Source organism: Sunxiuqinia sp. A32 (assembly GCF_052690465.1).
Map to the genome: position 1 here is coordinate 1 of NZ_JBQYLI010000017.1, position 16,683 is coordinate 16,683.

General features: G+C 37.9%; 17 protein-coding genes and 1 tRNA gene. 15 read left to right on the forward strand and 3 right to left on the reverse strand.

Annotated elements, in window-relative coordinates; translation table 11 throughout:
• Positions 1–95: 95 nt before the first annotated feature.
• Complete coding sequence (locus tag ACUNWD_RS15960; protein WP_445588838.1) at positions 96–521, reverse strand: C-GCAxxG-C-C family protein; 426 nt, start codon at positions 519–521, stop codon at positions 96–98.
• A gap of 174 nt (positions 522–695) precedes the next feature.
• Here ACUNWD_RS15960 and ACUNWD_RS15965 point away from each other — a divergent pair, with 174 nt between their 5' ends.
• From ACUNWD_RS15965 to ppk1, 4 genes are all read left to right on the forward strand, one after another.
• Positions 696–1,397 (forward strand): hypothetical protein, encoded by a 702-nt coding sequence (locus ACUNWD_RS15965; protein ID WP_445588839.1) that lies wholly within the window; start codon positions 696–698, stop codon positions 1,395–1,397.
• Positions 1,398–1,511: 114 nt separating this feature from the next.
• A protein-coding gene (gene prfB, locus ACUNWD_RS15970; protein WP_445588840.1) for a peptide chain release factor 2 occupies positions 1,512–2,601 on the forward strand; the annotation gives its coding sequence in 2 pieces (ribosomal slippage) (positions 1,512–1,574 and positions 1,576–2,601; 1,089 coding nt in all).
• Positions 2,594–3,199, forward strand: a complete 606-nt coding sequence (locus ACUNWD_RS15975; RefSeq protein WP_445588841.1) for a GNAT family N-acetyltransferase — start codon at positions 2,594–2,596, stop codon at positions 3,197–3,199. The genes prfB and ACUNWD_RS15975 overlap by 8 nt, the downstream gene beginning before the upstream one ends.
• Before the next feature lie 51 nt (positions 3,200–3,250).
• Entirely contained in the window at positions 3,251–5,647 is a 2,397-nt protein-coding gene (gene ppk1, locus ACUNWD_RS15980; protein ID WP_445588842.1) for a polyphosphate kinase 1, read from the forward strand.
• A gap of 1 nt (position 5,648) precedes the next feature.
• Here the strand turns inward: ppk1 and ACUNWD_RS15985 are convergent, their stop codons facing one another.
• The gene (locus ACUNWD_RS15985; protein ID WP_445588843.1) at positions 5,649–6,437 is read right to left on the reverse strand and encodes a hypothetical protein; all 789 of its coding nucleotides are present in this window, start codon (positions 6,435–6,437) and stop codon (positions 5,649–5,651) included.
• Between the two features lie 66 nt (positions 6,438–6,503).
• Here ACUNWD_RS15985 and ACUNWD_RS15990 point away from each other — a divergent pair, with 66 nt between their 5' ends.
• From ACUNWD_RS15990 to upp, 10 genes are all read left to right on the forward strand, one after another.
• Positions 6,504–7,013 (forward strand): TrmH family RNA methyltransferase, encoded by a 510-nt coding sequence (locus ACUNWD_RS15990; RefSeq protein WP_445588844.1) that lies wholly within the window; start codon positions 6,504–6,506, stop codon positions 7,011–7,013.
• 55 nt (positions 7,014–7,068) lie between these two features.
• The gene (locus ACUNWD_RS15995) at positions 7,069–8,010 is read left to right on the forward strand and encodes a LysR substrate-binding domain-containing protein (protein WP_445588845.1); all 942 of its coding nucleotides are present in this window, start codon (positions 7,069–7,071) and stop codon (positions 8,008–8,010) included.
• 177 nt (positions 8,011–8,187) lie between these two features.
• Positions 8,188–8,259 (forward strand) — tRNA-Glu (locus ACUNWD_RS16000).
• A gap of 31 nt (positions 8,260–8,290) precedes the next feature.
• Entirely contained in the window at positions 8,291–8,542 is a 252-nt protein-coding gene (gene rpsT / locus ACUNWD_RS16005; RefSeq protein WP_445588846.1) for a 30S ribosomal protein S20, read from the forward strand.
• A 127-nt stretch (positions 8,543–8,669) separates the two neighbouring features.
• Complete coding sequence (gene radC, locus ACUNWD_RS16010) at positions 8,670–9,359, forward strand: RadC family protein (RefSeq protein WP_445588847.1); 690 nt, start codon at positions 8,670–8,672, stop codon at positions 9,357–9,359.
• Positions 9,360–9,368: 9 nt separating this feature from the next.
• Complete coding sequence (locus ACUNWD_RS16015) at positions 9,369–10,697, forward strand: polysaccharide deacetylase family protein (RefSeq protein WP_445588848.1); 1,329 nt, start codon at positions 9,369–9,371, stop codon at positions 10,695–10,697.
• Complete coding sequence (locus ACUNWD_RS16020) at positions 10,678–11,589, forward strand: hypothetical protein (RefSeq protein WP_445588849.1); 912 nt, start codon at positions 10,678–10,680, stop codon at positions 11,587–11,589. Before ACUNWD_RS16015 ends, ACUNWD_RS16020 begins: the two co-directional genes overlap by 20 nt.
• Positions 11,586–12,527 carry a polysaccharide deacetylase family protein gene (locus ACUNWD_RS16025; protein WP_445588850.1) on the forward strand — a complete coding sequence of 314 codons (942 nt, stop codon included), beginning with the start codon at positions 11,586–11,588 and terminating at the stop codon, positions 12,525–12,527. The genes ACUNWD_RS16020 and ACUNWD_RS16025 overlap by 4 nt, the downstream gene beginning before the upstream one ends.
• Positions 12,524–13,591: a GNAT family N-acetyltransferase gene (locus tag ACUNWD_RS16030; protein WP_445588851.1), complete on the forward strand. Its 1,068-nt coding sequence runs from the start codon at positions 12,524–12,526 to the stop codon at positions 13,589–13,591. The genes ACUNWD_RS16025 and ACUNWD_RS16030 overlap by 4 nt, the downstream gene beginning before the upstream one ends.
• Before the next feature lie 47 nt (positions 13,592–13,638).
• A complete protein-coding gene (upp, locus tag ACUNWD_RS16035; protein ID WP_445588852.1) occupies positions 13,639–14,301 on the forward strand; it encodes a uracil phosphoribosyltransferase in 663 nt (220 codons plus the stop codon).
• A 25-nt stretch (positions 14,302–14,326) separates the two neighbouring features.
• Here the strand turns inward: upp and folK are convergent, their stop codons facing one another.
• Positions 14,327–14,815, reverse strand: a complete 489-nt coding sequence (gene folK / locus ACUNWD_RS16040) for a 2-amino-4-hydroxy-6-hydroxymethyldihydropteridine diphosphokinase (RefSeq protein ID WP_445588853.1) — start codon at positions 14,813–14,815, stop codon at positions 14,327–14,329.
• Between the two features lie 90 nt (positions 14,816–14,905).
• Between folK and sppA the strand changes: the two genes are divergently transcribed.
• Positions 14,906–16,675: a signal peptide peptidase SppA gene (gene sppA, locus ACUNWD_RS16045; RefSeq protein WP_445588854.1), complete on the forward strand. Its 1,770-nt coding sequence runs from the start codon at positions 14,906–14,908 to the stop codon at positions 16,673–16,675.
• Positions 16,676–16,683 lie beyond the last annotated feature (8 nt).

Here is a 16,683-nt window from a genome sequence, read left to right on the forward strand (position 1 = left end):
AATAGAACCAGGAAAAAACCAAATGAGAAAGAAAAAAAAAACCGTCCCAAAAACTTGTTTTGAGACGGCCTCTTTTTATTGGAGTAACAGGTCCTTTAAAATTCTTCTTCTAAAATATCACAGGAAGATTCGATTAACTTGTTGCACACTTTATTGAAAAGATCATTTTCACGTGCAAACTCGGACTCCTGCGGATTTGAAATATCAACGCCTAATAACTCTTTACAAACCAAGCTCCCGTTTTTAGCTTTGAATAGTTCATTAAACCTTAGAATCTGTGATTTTGTATACGCTTTTGCTTCTGCATCACTTTCGGCATGTCCATGCTTCATTCCTATCACCATATATGCACCCGTAACTGCACCACAGGTTTCTGCACATCCCATTCCTCCTCCAAAACCGCTGGCAATTTTTAAACTGGCTGCTTCATTCAATCCCATTTCGCTGGCAAATGTGGAAAAAACAGACTGAGAACAATTAAATTCAGAAAATTTGGCTAAGGCTGCAGAAGATTTTTTCATGTGGTAGTTTTTTTACAAAGTTACAATTCCCTAATACGTTATAGAATAATCAAACCTAAATTTCGTTAGTTTTATAATAACAAAAACCAAAAAAAATTATTGTATTCGCAACCATTTTCATAAAAAACCATCTACCACATAAACAATGTTAATTTCTAATTTTATAACAACACTATGAAAACAGTTTCACAAATTGTACTTGGACTATTTTTAATATCACTAATTTCTTGTGAGTCGTCGGAGCAAGCTACAACAGCTTTTGGAGATGCGTTTATAATTACAAAATCGACCGAGCAAGATACATTGTATGGATTGGCTCTTCATGCATTTTCGAATAAAAACTTCCAGAGCGTTTCGGCCTCTCCTGCTGAAAGTGTAGATGTATCGTATGATTTATCGATGAAAGTATATCAAAACAATTTTTACTACGAGACTTCTTCTGCTAACTTCGGAACAGAATCACCCCAAACTGGCGAATATAATTTTGCTGGTGTTGTGGAAGGAAATGAAGATATCGCATTTTTAGACAACCTTACAGATGATATTATTTATCCTCCGGTATATGTAACCTTAGAATACAATACTACTGAGGAGCAAATCGATATTGAATGGGAAGAAGACACTGATGTTGACATTTATGTATTCAGCATGACAGATGAAAATGACCAGACAGTATTTATCAGCAATGGCATTAGTGGAGAAGCAACTGAATTTAAGATTGATAAAGACACCTATGGATGGGCGTCAGGTGTTACTCCGGAAGCAGGAACAACATACACTATTTTATTTGAGGCCTACTTATACGAGGCCACAAAAACAGATATGAATTTACAGTGTAAATCAATGATCACTCGAGAAGTCACATGGGGTGAATAGAAAGTTAATTTTCAAGAAACAGGCTGGCAAATGTTAGCCTGTTTTTGTTTGTATTCTATATTGAATAATCGGCCTCAATTTCCTACTTTTGCTCTTCAATCAAAAAGATCAATTATGATTCAAAAGGAGCAGCTAAGACAGCTTGCTGAGCGCCGGGATGCGCTGAGGAGGCATCTTTGACTACGATGCGAAATTACTAGAACTACAAGAAGAAGAACTAAAAACCCAAGATCCGGAATTTTGGAATAATCCCAAGGAAGCAGAAGAGCAGATGAAAAAAATTCGTTCCATTAAAACATGGACGGATGGCTTCTCTAAAGTGAATCAGGCAGTTGAAGATTTATCGGTACTCTTTGAGTTTTACGAAGCAGAAGAAGCGAGTGAAACCGAAGTTGAAGAGCAATATACTCTCGCCTTAAGTGATATTGAGGAATTGGAAGCCCGAAACATGCTCCGAAAAGAGGAAGACAAGCTAGGTGCTATACTTCGAATTAATGCTGGTGCCGGAGGGACTGAAAGTAATGACTGGGCTGATATGCTTATGCGCATGTACCTTCGCTGGGGAGAAAAAGAAGGTTATAAAGTAAAAGTTTCTGAATTTCATGCAGGAGATGAAGTCGGCATAAAAAACTGCACCATCGAATTTGAAGGTGAATATGCTTACGGATACCTGAAAAGTGAAAATGGAGTGCACCGACTAGTTCGTCTATCACCTTTTAACGCACAAAACAAAAGGATGACCTCCTTTACCTCTGTGTTTGTTGCACCACTTGTTGACGATTCTATTGAAATAGAAATTAATCCTTCTGATATTAGTTGGGATACGTTCCGCTCTGGAGGTGCCGGTGGGCAAAATGTAAATAAAGTTGAAACCGGAGTGCGCCTTCGACACGAACCAAGTGGAATCATCATTGAAAATACAGAAAGTCGGTCACAATTAGGCAACAAAGAAAATGCTTTGCGTTTGCTAAAATCACAGCTTTACGAACTTGAGCTGCGAAAACGCAGGGATGCAGAGATGCAGATCGAGTCGCAAAAGAAAAAGATCGAGTGGGGATCGCAAATTCGGTCATATGTATTGCAGCCTTACAAAATGGTTAAAGATGTTAGAACGAGCTACGAAACCGGAAATGTACAAGCTGTTCTTGATGGTGAAATTGATGGTTTTATTAAAGCATATTTAATGGAATTCAGCAGTGAATAAAAAGGTACAAATACGAGTCGCAACTTTAAGTGATGCCCTAGCGATCCTTAAAATCTACGAGCCTTTTATCTTGAATTCTGCAGTCACTTTTGAAGAAGACGTACCGACAATAACTGAATTTGAGCAAAGACTTTCTTCAATAATGAATGATTGTCCTTGTCTGGTTTGCGAATTAGAAGGTAAAATTTTGGGCTATGCATATGCATCAGCACATCGAATCCGATCAGCATATCGACGGAACAAGGAAGTGTCCGTTTATATCGATTCACAATATCAAAGAAACAACATTGCGAAAGCTCTCTACACGAGTCTTTTTGCCATTTTGAAAGAACAAGGCTTTGTAAACCTGCTTGCCGGAATTACTATTCCAAATCCGGCCAGCATTGGATTCCATGAATCTATGGGATTTGAAAAATGCGCCGAATATCATTATATTGGCTACAAGCTCGGAAAATGGCACTCGGTTGGATGGTGGGAACTTTGCTTGTTGGAAAATGACTCAGAAGCCCCTATTGAACCAATTCCATTTTACCAGTTTCAGAAACAAGTCAAACTGGAATCATTCTTTGAAATGGGTGTTGCTCTTGTAAAAATTTAATGTGACCGCCATAAACATTTTCATAAATATTGCCTTTCTTAAAATGAATACATGAAGAAAATCATACGATATATCAACCGGGAAATTAGTTGGCTTTCATTCAACGAAAGGGTACTTCAGGAAGCTGAAGACCCCAGTGTTCCACTCTTTGAGCGACTTCGTTTTATTGGTATTTTCTCCAACAACCTGGATGAGTTCTTCAGGGTGCGAGTTGCTTCAGTAAGGAGGATGGTCGATTTTGGGGATGACGAAACCCAGCTGGGAAATTATAGCCCGGAGGAATTACTGGATAAAATTCTTGAGATTGTTCTACAACACCAACAAAAATCACAGGAAATTTTTCGCGGCCTCACTCAGGAAATGGCTAAAGAAAACATCTACATTATTGATGAAAAAGAATTAACCGACGAACAAGGCATCTCTGTAAAACGATATTTCCACGAGAAAGTACTTCCAAATTTGGTTCCCATCATGCTGGGGAAAAATATTAAATTTCCCTATCTCAGGGATCGGTCAGTCTATTTGGCGGTTAAACTCAGCAGACAAAATAAGCCAGAAAAATTTGCTTATGCATTAGTTCGAATCCCGGGACTTTCTCTATCCAGATTTGTTGTATTACCTGAAAAAAACGGAAAAAAGTTTGTCATTCTGTTAGATGATGTAATCCGTTATTGTTTCCCGGATATCTTCCCTCTTTTTAATTATGACACCTATGAAGCTTATACCATCAAAATAACACGAGATGCAGAGCTTGATATAGATGATGATATTTCAAAAAGTTTCATCGAAAAGATGGAGGCCAGCCTAAAGAAAAGGAAAGTTGGAACTCCTGTCCGGTTAATTCACGATAGAGACATTCCTGATGATTTATTGAAGTTCATCATCAAAAAAATGAAATTGGGACCCGACAACCTGGTTCCGGGAGGTCGCTATCATAATCATAAAGATTTTATGAATTTCCCGGAGATTGGGGAACCACAACATTATTACAAAAGGCTGACACCAGTACGCCACAAAGACTTAAAACCACAAGAGAGCATTTTGAAAAAACTGAGGCATCGAGACATCATGCTTCACTATCCGTATCAAAATTTTAGCCACTACATTGATTTACTAAGAGAAGCCGCAATTGATCCAAAAGTACAGGAAATTGGAATTACTATTTACCGTGTAGCGAATAATTCAAGAGTTGTTAATGCATTGTTGAATGCCATCCGAAATGGAAAGAAAGTCACTGTTGTTATTGAACTGCAGGCCCGTTTCGATGAAGAAGCAAACATATTCTGGTCGAATAAATTGCAGGAAGAAGGAGCTCAGGTAATTAATGGCATTCCCGGGTTAAAGGTCCATAGTAAACTTACATGGATAAAGCGGAAAGAAAAGAACGGTATACGAAATTATGCATACGTGGGAACTGGTAATTTCCATGAAGGCACTGCGCGAGTTTACGCCGATGACGGACTGTTAACAGCCGATCCAAACATTGCAGATGAAGTAGCCAGACTTTTTGGATTCTTCAAACAAACCTATCGCACACACGAATACAAGCATCTTATTGTTAGTCCGTTTTTTATGCGCGATTTCTTTGTTGACATGATCAATAATGAAATTGATATTGCCCGATCAGGACGAAGAGCTTACATGATTCTTAAGATGAACAGCCTGATTGATCCCTTCATGATGGATAAGCTGTATGAGGCTGCTCAGGCTGGTGTGAAAATAAAGTTGATTGTCCGGGGTATATTCGGTATGCTCACTCAATTGAATAGTGTGAGTGAAAATATAGAAGCGGTAAGTATCGTCGATAAATATTTGGAACACTCGCGTATCTTTCTATTTGGAAACGGCGGCGATGAGCGGATTTTCATTGCGTCTGCCGACTGGATGCCCAGAAACCTGAATAGAAGAATTGAAGTAGCTTGCCCAATTTACGACTACGATTTAAAAAACGAACTGAAGCAAATGCTCAAAATTCAGTTGAAAGACAATAGTAAATCCAGAATTTTGGATAATGAGCTGTCTAATCAATACAATCGTCAGGAACTGAATGAGCGATTCCGCGCACAGGAAGATTATTATCAATACATAAAAAACAAACACCAGACTACAATGAAAATATATCACAATCCACGATGCTCAAAAAGCCGGGCAGGACTTTCCTTCCTGGAGGAAAATGGTTATAACGTTGAAATTAAAAATTACATAAAAGAAGGAATAACCACCAGCGAAATCAAAGAAATAATTGCAACAACCGGGCTGCAAGTGACAGAACTGATTCGCACCCAAGAGGAACTTTATAAAAAAGAATTCAAAGGGAAAGAATTAAGCGCAGAAGAATGGATTTCTATTCTATCAGAAAATCCTAAACTTCTAAAACGTCCAATTGTGGTAAATCATGAAAAAGCAGTGATCGCTCAACCACCGGAACTGATTGAAAATATTATATAATCTACCCAATACGGGATTGTAGACTATCTATTTCCTTCTTAAGTTTTGCTTCGAACTTAAGAGCTTTTGAAAGAGCAAGCGCATCTTTCACGGCCTGCTTGTCATATTCTTCCAGAATAATGTAATAGTAACGCTTCCCCAGAAAAACAGCTTTCAGGTTGCGGTCGGCATGTTCTGCGATAAATTCAATCACTCCATTGTCGGCTCCATCCCGATAAGACACTTTTTCCCATTTTATTTTCAGGAAATCACTTCGATGATTAAGTACATTGTCCAATGGAACTTTCTCAGTTTTTGCTTGAATATCCCCATCATAAACACGGATTCCTGTATGTTCCAACCATTGCTCTCCATAGTAATTACTGGAAAGATACAAGTCACCGCGTTCGTCCAAATGAATCTGCAAAAAGGATTTATTCCATCTTCTCTTAAATTCCTGGCTTTTATGAATGTATTGAGTATATCTGTCAAATTCCGTTTTTTCAGTGACAAATTTCGACTTCAAGTCTGTCAATTTTAATTGCAAACTATCCATTTCATCTTGCTTCCTGTAGAGAACATCTGCATAGATTTTCTTTTTAAACTGATCAGCTGCCACAATCGATTGAATTGCACCTTTATAAAGCATCTTTACAGAATCAAGCTGCTGCAAAGCGACACTGGTATCTCCTTTTGCATATAAAGTTTCGGCAAGCTGAATCTTATCTGCAGCCTTCTCTTTTTCAGATTTTCCACAGGAAATTAACACGATGGCCAATAAAAAATGAAAAAAAACGGTACTCAATCTCATAGATAAATGCATTTAAAACTGTTCTTTCGTAATTTCAAACATCAAAGAAAATTAATAAATATCCGAATGGAAACAAATTCAGTATCTTTTTTTCAATCTGAGGATTACCCCGATCTTCCCGAGAAACCACTGGTGGCTGCCTGGAAAACCAATAATCCCGGAAATATTGGAAGCTTGATGCGTATTGCTGACAATGTGGGTGCTAGTCAAGTTTTTATTTTGGATGAAGAGAACCCCAAAAGGGAATCTGCCATCAAAAAGACAGCCGGATTGAGCTATAAGAACATCGAGGTTATTTTTTGTTCTTTTGATGAGTTTATTAAAAACCTAGCGCCAGAATTTCAACTAGTTGCCATTGAGACCAGTACAGGATCAAAAAATATCTATCAAACAAAGCTTCCGCAAAAAATTGCATTTTTATTAGGCAGCGAAAAGTTTGGACTTCCAGTGGAAATTTTGGAAAAGTGTTCACTATCCGTACATATCCCGATGACAGGAAAATGTAAATCTATGAATATCTCTCATGCATTGGCTGTTAGTTTATTCGAATGGCAAAGACAACAACTTTTCTTATAAGTTTCTTTTCGACTGATAGATTTTGTCTATATTTATTGACTCAAAAATCTGACTTATGATCACAATCACCCAATTGGAATACATCGTTGCTGTTGATACGTTTCGTCATTTTGGCCGTGCAGCAGAGCACTGTTTCATTACCCAGCCTACTTTAAGTATGCAAATTAAGAAGCTGGAAGAAGATCTCGAAATAATAATTTTTGACCGTAGTAAGCAACCGCTCATACCAACCGACGTTGGCAAAAGAATTATTGAACAAGCCCGATCGGTTTTGACTGAGACTGAGAAAATAAACAGTATCATTAAAGATCATAAGAACCTCATATCAGGGGAACTTAAAATTGGAATTATTCCAACATTAGCCCCTTACCTGCTTCCACTTTTCATTGGAAATTACAAGCGTAAATATCCAAATATCATGATTAAAGTTGAAGAATTGACAACTGAAAACATTGTCAATGATTTGAACCGTGATTTACTGGATGTGGGAATTCTAGTTACACCGCTTCGTGAAGAACGAATCAATGAAAAGCCTATTTTTTACGAAGAGATGATGCTTTATGCACATGATAAACATCCTCTGCATGATAAACAAAGTGTAAACGTAATGGATATTGCCACCCCGGAAATTTGGTTGTTAAGCGATGGGCATTGTTTCCGTCACCAGGTTATCAACCTCTGTTCCTTTAAAGGTGCCTCTAATGAAGAATTGCCGTTCCACTTTGAAGCTGGGTCATTAGAAACTTTGATGAACATTATTGACAAAGAAGGTGGAATAACGCTCATACCAGAACTTGCAGCCGTTGAAATGGCGGAAAGCAGAATTAAGCACGTTCGACATTTTTCAGATGTAACTCCGTTGCGTGAAGTTAGCCTTGTATACTCTCGTCACTTCGCAAAAAATAAATTAATAGAATTGCTTTGGAAAGAGATAGTTGCCTCCATGCCAAACCATTTACTTGATAAAGATCGGGGAACGATTGTTGAATGGAAGTAAATTTTTCATTTTTTTGTTTGAAAATATCAAAAACTTGTATTTCTTTGCATCGCTGAAATCAAAAAGAGAGATTCTTAACGAAGATTCATCCGATTTCTGAAAAAATCCTGACAAAAAATTTGGTTGCTACAAAATTTGATTTATTTTTGCAGTCCCAAATTCAGGGAATGAAATGTTGGCCCGTTCGTCTAGGGGTTAGGACGCCAGGTTTTCATCCTGGTAGCAGGGGTTCGAATCCCCTACGGGCTACTAATATTTATTTTATCTTAGGAATTAAGAAATGGCACATCATCAATCGGCGAAAAAAAGAATCAGACAAGACGAGAAAAAAAGTGTAGGTAATAAATATTACGCAAAAACTATGCGTAATGCACTGAAAAAACTTCGTGCTGCTACTGACAAAGAAGCTGCTACAGCTGATTATCCAAAAGTTGCATCTATGATTGATAGGCTGGCAAAGAAAAATGTCATCCACAAGAATAAGGCTGCTAACTTAAAATCAAAATTAGCTGCTCACATTAGCAAGTTGTAAAAAAACAACCAAGATATTTAAAGAGCCTTTCATCGATTGATGAAAGGCTTTTTTTGTGCTTTAATTTCCAGCTCAATTTGACTTATCGCCTCTATTTCCATACCTTAGTTTTGTAAAACCACCTCTTATGTATAAAAAACTAAGTATCAAACAATGGGCAGTTGAAGATCGCCCTCGTGAAAAACTACTTAAAAAAGGAACCCGTGCGTTATCAGATGCTGAACTATTAGCCATACTAATCGGTTCCGGCAATGCATCTGAATCGGCAGTCGAACTATCCAGAAGAATTTTATCAACCATTAAGAATGACCTATCAGTTCTTAGCAAAAAAGACGCATCCTACCTTCTAAAATTTAACGGAATAGGAGAAGCAAAGGCCGTAAATATTCTTGCTGCTCTGGAATTGGGAAGGCGCAGAAAGGAGACTCAAAAGTCAATCAAATCTATCATCACTGAAAGTTTACATGCGGCACAATTCTTCCAACCTTTATTAGAAGATCTAAGCCATGAAGAATTCTGGATCCTCTTACTCAACCGCTCAAATACGGTAATCGATCAGTTCATGGTCAGTCAGGGTGGACTCACCGGAACTGTGATCGATGTAAAAATCATCCTGCGCACTGCACTTGATAAGTTAGCAAGCTCCATAATTCTTTGTCATAATCATCCCTCAGGAAACCTAAAACCGAGTGAAGCAGATTTGAAAATCACCAAAAAGATCAAAGAAGCGGCTCGGGTGATGGAAATTTCTGTTCTGGATCATATAATTATCGCGCATGATCAGTATCTTAGCTTTGCAGATGAAGGACTGATTTAATAAAAAACCATGCTTGTCGTATATACGGAGGACATAAATAGCCGGATTTCATATATTTTCGAGTACCTTCTTGGAGATATTCTTCATGTGCCTTTTGCACTAACAACCAGTCGCGAAGAATTTGAAGCCGCGGGCGATCCAAAGCTCAATTATTCCAACCACAAATTAAATTCCTCTGTCCGGATAAAACCTCACCCACTTTTATTTGAGAAGAAACTAAAATTTCAAAATCTGGCCCCGGTTGATTATAACGACGAACTTTTCTTTTTTAAGACTTCAAAAAACTCCGCCCTCCCATTTGATCCATTTGCAGCTTCGTTCTACCTGGTATCGAGATATGAGGAGTACCTGGAACGTGAATTTGAAAAGCATAGAAGATATCCCTCTAGATATAGTATCTTAAGTCGAAACAAGTTATTGCAAAAACCAGTGGTGAACCAGTGGGCATTGATTTTTGCCGAAAAAGTTAAAGAACACTTCCCTGAGTTCACTTACAAAAAGCCAACTTTCGATTTTTTAACGACTATCGACATTGACAATGCCTGGGCTTATAAAAACAAAAGTTTTGGTCGAACGTGTGGTGCATGCATAAAAGCAATACTTTCAGGAAATTTCAGTCAAATAAAAGAACGATTTCAAGTAATTTCAAATACCAAACCTGATCCATACGAAACTTATGATCTGATATTTGAAAAATATGGAGACATGCCTGATAGAATCCGATTCTTTATATTGGCAGGGAGGCCAGGAAAGTACGATCGAAATGTTTCTCCATCCAACGAAAATTTTAGAAAACTTATAAAAAAGCTTGCCGACACCTTTCCCGTGGGAGTGCATCCGTCCTATGGATCGGTTAAGAAAACAAAACGTATTGAACGGGAAATAGCAACTCTTGAAAAGATTATTGAGCAAAAAGTAGATTCGAGTCGACAACATTTCTTAAGACTCGTACTTCCTACAACCTATCGAAGATTGATAGCTGCAGGCATAAGCAACGACTACACAATGGGATATTCAGAACAAATTGGATTTCGGGCTGGAACTGCAACTCCATTTTTGTTTTATGATTTAAAGAAAGAGGAAAAAACAGACCTTAAGATTTATCCGTTTCAAACCATGGACGTCACGCTGAACGATTACCTGGGATGGACTCCTGAAGAAGCCAAAGACAATATCACCAAAATAATGCTGGAAGTAAAAAAATATGGTGGAACTTTTATAAGTTTATGGCACAACGAAAGCTTAAGTGATCAGGGAAAATGGACTGGTTGGAGAACGGTATTTGAAGAGATTACAATCCTAGCATTAAAACTCAAGAATGAGAGCAAATCAAATTAAGTACATATCTTTTAATGATCTGGATGCCGACAAATGGGATGCCTGTATTGCCAATTCCCCGAATGCAGTCGTTTATGCGCAATCATGGTATCTCGACAAGGTATGCGACTCCTGGGATGCGTTGGTTTTTGGAGATTACCAATACGTATTGCCTTTAACATTCAAAACCAAGATGGGCATCAGTTATCTCACCCAACCACTTTTTTGCCAGCAATTAGGGGTGTTTCCAACTCCAACAAAAGAAATTCTGTATCTATTTTTGAAAGAAGCACAAACACTCTTCAATTTTGCTGAAATCAACCTGAATGCAATGAACCTTCCAGTCGATATTGACGGAACTTTCACCCCCAGGAAAAATTATTTATTGGCACTGGATAAAAGCTACAATGAACTTGAAAAATCCTACAGCAACCATACCCTCCGGAACCTTAAAAAAGCAAGAAAAAATAAACTAAACCTCATTCGTGGAATTTCTGCCGAAGAATTTCTTCAATTCAAAAAAGAAAATCTAAAAACAAAAATTGCAAATAACGATTTTCTCCGTCTTCGCAACATCCTTGCTTTTGCAATCACCAGAAGCATGGGGCAAATTTATGGGGTCTATTCAAATAGAAACACGTTATGCGCAGCAGTTCTCTTCTTAAGGTATAAAAGACGAGTGACCTATTTATGCGCAGCATCTAACAACGAAGGACGTGAGCTGAATGCCATGTATTATCTACTTGATGAGTTCATTAAAGAAAATGCAAATTCGGAGTTCATCATCGACTTTGAAGGCTCTGTCATTCCTGGAATTGCACGGTTCTATGAAGGCTTTGCTGCCACTCCCGAAACATATCATCAACTTCATTGGAACACGCTGCCAGCATGGATTAAATGGCTAAAAAGATGACTAAAATCAAAGAAAATATCATCTCGACGTTAGCCTCTCCGCTCCCATTTCGAGCTTTAAAAAGAGGAAAAAGGTTTCCGGTTTTTCTTCCATTTTATCATACGGTAAGCGATAATCAGAATCTTCCGTTCCGTTTTAACTATGAATATCCAAGCATCAATCGTTTTAAAGCTGATCTGGATTTTCTCCTAAAAAATTTCAATCCGGTTGGGCTGGAAGATCTATTATTCGACAAGGGCCTGAAAAATAGTTTTCACTTATCATTTGACGACGGACTTCGAAGCTGTTATGACATTGTTGCTCCAATTCTAAAAGAGAAAGGAATACAAGCTTCCTTTTTTGTAAGTCCCGCTTTTGTTGACAATAACGACCTATTCCATCGATACAAAGCCTCCATTCTAATAGATTTCTTTCAACGTAAGAACCTGAATATTGAGGTCCAAAAAACCTATGCTGACATCATTTCGCTCGATGAAATGGCAGCGGACGTAGGAATTGACTGGGAAGATTATCTGCAGAAAGAAAAACCCTATATGACCTTAGAGCAAATAAAGTCATTACAAGACGACGGATTTACAATTGGTGCTCATAGCTGGGATCATCCGGAATTTTGGTTACTGGATGAAATACGTCAGATCGATGAAATTCGGGATAGCATGAATTGGTTAAATGAGAACTTATCTCCTAAAATTAAGGCATTTGCCTTTCCATTTAGTGATTGGGGCGTTCCGGATTCAGTGTTTGAAACCATGCAGAAAGAGAAACTTTGTGATATCAGTTTTGGCACTGCAGGACTAAAAAAGGAAACCATTAGGCGCCACTTCCAGCGTGTGCCAATGGATGCGCCTGCAAATTTGAACGCACAAAAGAGACTCAAAAGCGAGTTCCTCGCTTATCGGCTGAAGAAGATTTTTAACAGACATATTACACGAAGATGAAAGTTAGAAAAGTAGCCTTACACGAATTGGATGAATTTATTCGAAGTGAAGAATACATCCAACTGGACACGAAGCCAATAACACCAAAAAGAGCAGCGTCGTATTTGAGAAACCCAACTGCCAAACCCAACGATTTTGTATTGTATTTTCTAGCGAAAGGAACAAAGTTATTGGCTTTTAGAAGCCTATTGGCTGATCGCTTAAATGGAGAAAAAGAACCATTTGCCTGGCTGAGTGGCAATTGGGTTCATCCGGATTACAGAAGACAAGGAATTTCACAACAATTGCTAGACGAAGCCATTAATGATTGGAATGGACGATTAATGCTCTCGAATTACTCACCAGCTGCGGAACAGTTAATTATAAAAACAAAACAGTTTCACTCATTTTACCAAGCTGATGGCGAACGATTTTACTTATTTACCAAAACAAGCAAAATTTTAAAAGACCGATATAAAACCATCGCGTTTTTACTCCCGATTGTCGACTTTTTTATTTTTAAATGGGCATCCGCCAAATCTAAAATCTATAAACCGGACGCAGCAGATTCATATTCAGCAGAATTATTAGAAAGTCCGGATCCGGAATGTTTTGACCTCGTTAAATCATCCAAGAAAAAGTTATTCTTTCGCCGCGGAGTGAAATCATTGAAATGGATTTTGAAATACCCTTGGCTTTCTACAAATGATAAAAGATATATCAAAAATTATCCATTTTCCTCCTATGCAAGTGCATTCAAATATATTACTTTAAAAGTATTTAAAGAAGATCGGTTCGCTGGGTTTCTGATTTATTCAATTCGCGATGGACATTTAAAAACATTATTATTTTTTGGAGAAAACTCAATTTTACCATTTGTTGCCAACCAACTCTGCACCATCGCTGTTAAAGAAAAAGTAGAAATGATGACTGTATTGGATTCTAACCTATCCGAAGTAATAAAATCAGTGAAACACCCTTTTGTTTATCACAAAAAGATCGACCACAAAATTTACAGTAGCTTTTCTCCCAAAAAAACCGAAGGGAAAATTCAATCAGCAGATGGAGATTTTATCTTTAGTTAATACCCAATAGAAAGTAAAAAATCATTATTTTCGGCAAAATTTTTGACATGCGACTTTACAACCTTAGCGAGAACCATTCTATTTTTAATCAATACATTGCTGAAATCCGTGATGAGGAAATCCAAAAAGATCCGTTACGTTTTAGAAGAAATCTTCAGCGACTGGGAGAGATTTTTGCTTATGAGATCAGCAAAAAATTAGATTACAAAACTAACGACGTTCAAACGCCCTTAGGAATTGCGAAAGTTCCTAAGCTAAAGCAACAGCCAGTTTTGGCGACTATTTTAAGAGCAGGCTTACCCTTACAACAAGGCTTACTTAATATATTTGATCAGGCTGAAAATGCATTTATATCTGCATACCGCAAATACGACGATAAAGGTGAATTTCACATTGAATTTGAATATTTGGCATCGCCAGACTTAAACGATAAAGTCGCAATTTTATCCGATCCTATGCTTGCTTCAGGGGCCTCCATGGAAATTGGATATCAAGCACTACTAAAGAAAGGTGAACCTGATCATGTGCATTTAGTTGCCATTATCGCAAGCAGAAAAGGGGTTGAGTATGTTCAGGACAAAATCAAAGCTAAAAATGTTACGCTTTGGGTTGGTGCTATTGACGAAGAAATGACTGTAAAATCATACATTGTCCCCGGATTAGGTGATGCTGGTGATTTGGCCTTTGGCCCAAAAGTTGACTCGAAGTAAGTTTTGATTTCACTTACTTGTTGAATTAGTTACTTAACTTTTTTACTTCCAATAGATCGGTGCAGTTTTCTAGGAGCTCGCTTATATTCTGTTTAAATATAGGATGAATAAGTGTTGGCGCAATATCGTTTAATGGAATTAGAACGAACCTGCGATCTATCATTCGTGGATGAGGAATCTCTAAATCTGTTGAATGAAGAACCATGTCATCATAAAAAAGCAAATCAATATCTATCAAACGTGAAACATAGCGTTCAGCCTTTCGTTGCCTTCCAAGCTCCTTCTCAATTGACTTAGTTTTAACAAGTACTTCAGTGGGGCTGAATTCTGTTTCAATAACAATCACTTGGTTCCAAAACAAATCATCCGATTCAAACCCCCAAGGTTCGGTTTCATAAACAGCAGATATTTGCAATATCTTTCCAAGTTCTGTTTCAAGCATTTGTCGTGCCGTTGCAAAGATTTTCTCTTTGTTTCCCAAATTTCCCCCCAGCAATAAAAAAAGCTTTGCCATCTTGTAACTATAATTGTAACTAATTCTGTAAATTCGTACTCATACTTTTACAACAGCAAAACTACAAACAACATAGAATAAATCACTATTATGAAGGAATTTTTGAAGTTCACCCTGGCTACTATTGTAGGAGTAATCCTTGCCAGCTTTCTGATTACTATATTCAGTATCATTATATTTTCTGCAATATTATCGATGTCAGAACAACCCGTTGAGGTTGCCAACAACTCTATGCTAATTATCCGCCTTGACAGTAAGATTGTCGAGCGTTCGAGTAAAAGCCCATTCAGCGAACTGGACATGCCGGGCTTTCGTTCAAGCAAAGAACTTGGGCTGGATGACATATTGTCCTCAATTAAAAAAGCAAAAACAGATAATAAAATAAAGGGTATTTACCTGAATCCCTCTGTGATTACGGCAGGGCTTGCAACAATTGAAGAAATTCGGAATGCTATTATAGATTTCAAAGAATCCGGCAAGTTTGTTTATGCTTACGGAGAAGCACTTTCCCAAAAATCCTACTACCTGGTTTCGGTAGCTGATAAAATTATTCTCAACCCAAAAGGAATGGTTGAATTAAAAGGATTGAGTGCCCAACGAACATTTTTTAAAAATGCGCTTGAGAAAATTGGAGTTGAAATGCAGGTAATACGACATGGTAAGTTCAAAGCAGCTGTTGAACCTTACATCCTTGAAAAGATGAGTCCAGAGAATCGTTTGCAGACTGAAACCTATGTTGGAAGTATCTGGAACCAAGTGTTGCTTGATATTTCAAAATCGCGTGGTTTAAGCATCGACGAATTAAATGATCTCGCTGATGGAGTCACTACCTTTCAGGAAGCAGAATTTTTAATGACAAAAGGCTTGATAGATACAGTTAAGTACAAAGATCAGGTTATTGATGAATTAAAAGAAAAGGTTGGAATAAGCAAAGACAAAGATATCCCGGCAATTGACATTGCCAAATACTCCAGAGTTCCGGCTACCAGTAGCAAAGGCTTCGTTCGCGAAAAAATTGCGGTGATTTATGCCAGTGGCGATATCGACATGGGAGGTGCCGACCTAAACAGTATTCAATCAGACAAATTATCTAGAACTATCCGAAAAGCAAGGCAAGATAGTGCAGTTAAAGCCATCGTGTTGCGAATCAACTCTCCGGGAGGAAGCGCATATGGATCTGAAGTTATCTGGCGCGAAGTGAAACTTGCCGCAGAAACAAAACCATTAGTCGCCTCGATGGGTGATGTGGCTGCATCGGGTGGTTATTATATCGCTGCTGCTGCTGACACCATAATTGCTGACCGAACAACCATTACCGGATCGATTGGTATTTTTGGGGTGATTCCAAATGCAGGAGAATTATTAAACGATAAACTTGGGATTACTTATGATGTTGTGAACACGAATGAGCATTCTGATATTCTATCGCTCAATCGGCCGATGAATGATTTTGAAAAGAGCTTGCTTCAAAATTTCATTGAACGTGGATATGACACTTTTGTTGGACGTGTTGTAGAGGGAAGAAACCTAACAAAAGATGGTTTTGAAAACATTGGAGAAGGGCGTGTTTGGTCTGCAGAAAATGCAATGGAAAACGGATTGGTTGATCTTTATGGAGGAGTTGATGATGCTATCAAACTTGCGGCTCAAATGGCAGGCATTAGTGAATACAGAACAATAAAACTACCAGAAATTAAAGATCCATTTCAGGAATTCATAAAAGAACTGTCTGGTACTGCCAGAATGTGGATTCTTGAAAAAGAACTTGGCTCCGACTACCGAATTTACGAGCAACTGAAAAATATTAAAGACACACGCGGAGTCTTGGCAAGAATGCCATACGAGGTTAGTATCAACTAGAATTAAAT

Excerpts from the sequence above, each read along its gene's own strand:
- ACUNWD_RS15990 (WP_445588844.1), top strand. The coding sequence starts at position 6,504 with ATGGAAACAAATTCAGTATCTTTTTTTCAATCTGAGGATTACCCCGAT.
- ACUNWD_RS16030 (WP_445588851.1), top strand. The coding sequence starts at position 12,524 with ATGAAAGTTAGAAAAGTAGCCTTACACGAATTGGATGAATTTATTCGA.
- sppA (WP_445588854.1), top strand. The coding sequence starts at position 14,906 with ATGAAGGAATTTTTGAAGTTCACCCTGGCTACTATTGTAGGAGTAATC.
- ACUNWD_RS16025 (WP_445588850.1), top strand. The coding sequence starts at position 11,586 with ATGACTAAAATCAAAGAAAATATCATCTCGACGTTAGCCTCTCCGCTC.
- ACUNWD_RS16020 (WP_445588849.1), top strand. The coding sequence starts at position 10,678 with ATGAGAGCAAATCAAATTAAGTACATATCTTTTAATGATCTGGATGCC.
- radC (WP_445588847.1), top strand. The coding sequence starts at position 8,670 with ATGTATAAAAAACTAAGTATCAAACAATGGGCAGTTGAAGATCGCCCT.
- ACUNWD_RS16015 (WP_445588848.1), top strand. The coding sequence starts at position 9,369 with ATGCTTGTCGTATATACGGAGGACATAAATAGCCGGATTTCATATATT.
- ACUNWD_RS15995 (WP_445588845.1), top strand. The coding sequence starts at position 7,069 with ATGATCACAATCACCCAATTGGAATACATCGTTGCTGTTGATACGTTT.
- folK (WP_445588853.1), bottom strand. The coding sequence starts at position 14,815 with ATGGCAAAGCTTTTTTTATTGCTGGGGGGAAATTTGGGAAACAAAGAG.
- ACUNWD_RS15965 (WP_445588839.1), top strand. The coding sequence starts at position 696 with ATGAAAACAGTTTCACAAATTGTACTTGGACTATTTTTAATATCACTA.
- ACUNWD_RS15985 (WP_445588843.1), bottom strand. The coding sequence starts at position 6,437 with ATGAGATTGAGTACCGTTTTTTTTCATTTTTTATTGGCCATCGTGTTA.
- rpsT (WP_445588846.1), top strand. The coding sequence starts at position 8,291 with ATGGCACATCATCAATCGGCGAAAAAAAGAATCAGACAAGACGAGAAA.
- ppk1 (WP_445588842.1), top strand. The coding sequence starts at position 3,251 with ATGAAGAAAATCATACGATATATCAACCGGGAAATTAGTTGGCTTTCA.
- upp (WP_445588852.1), top strand. The coding sequence starts at position 13,639 with ATGCGACTTTACAACCTTAGCGAGAACCATTCTATTTTTAATCAATAC.
- ACUNWD_RS15960 (WP_445588838.1), bottom strand. The coding sequence starts at position 521 with ATGAAAAAATCTTCTGCAGCCTTAGCCAAATTTTCTGAATTTAATTGT.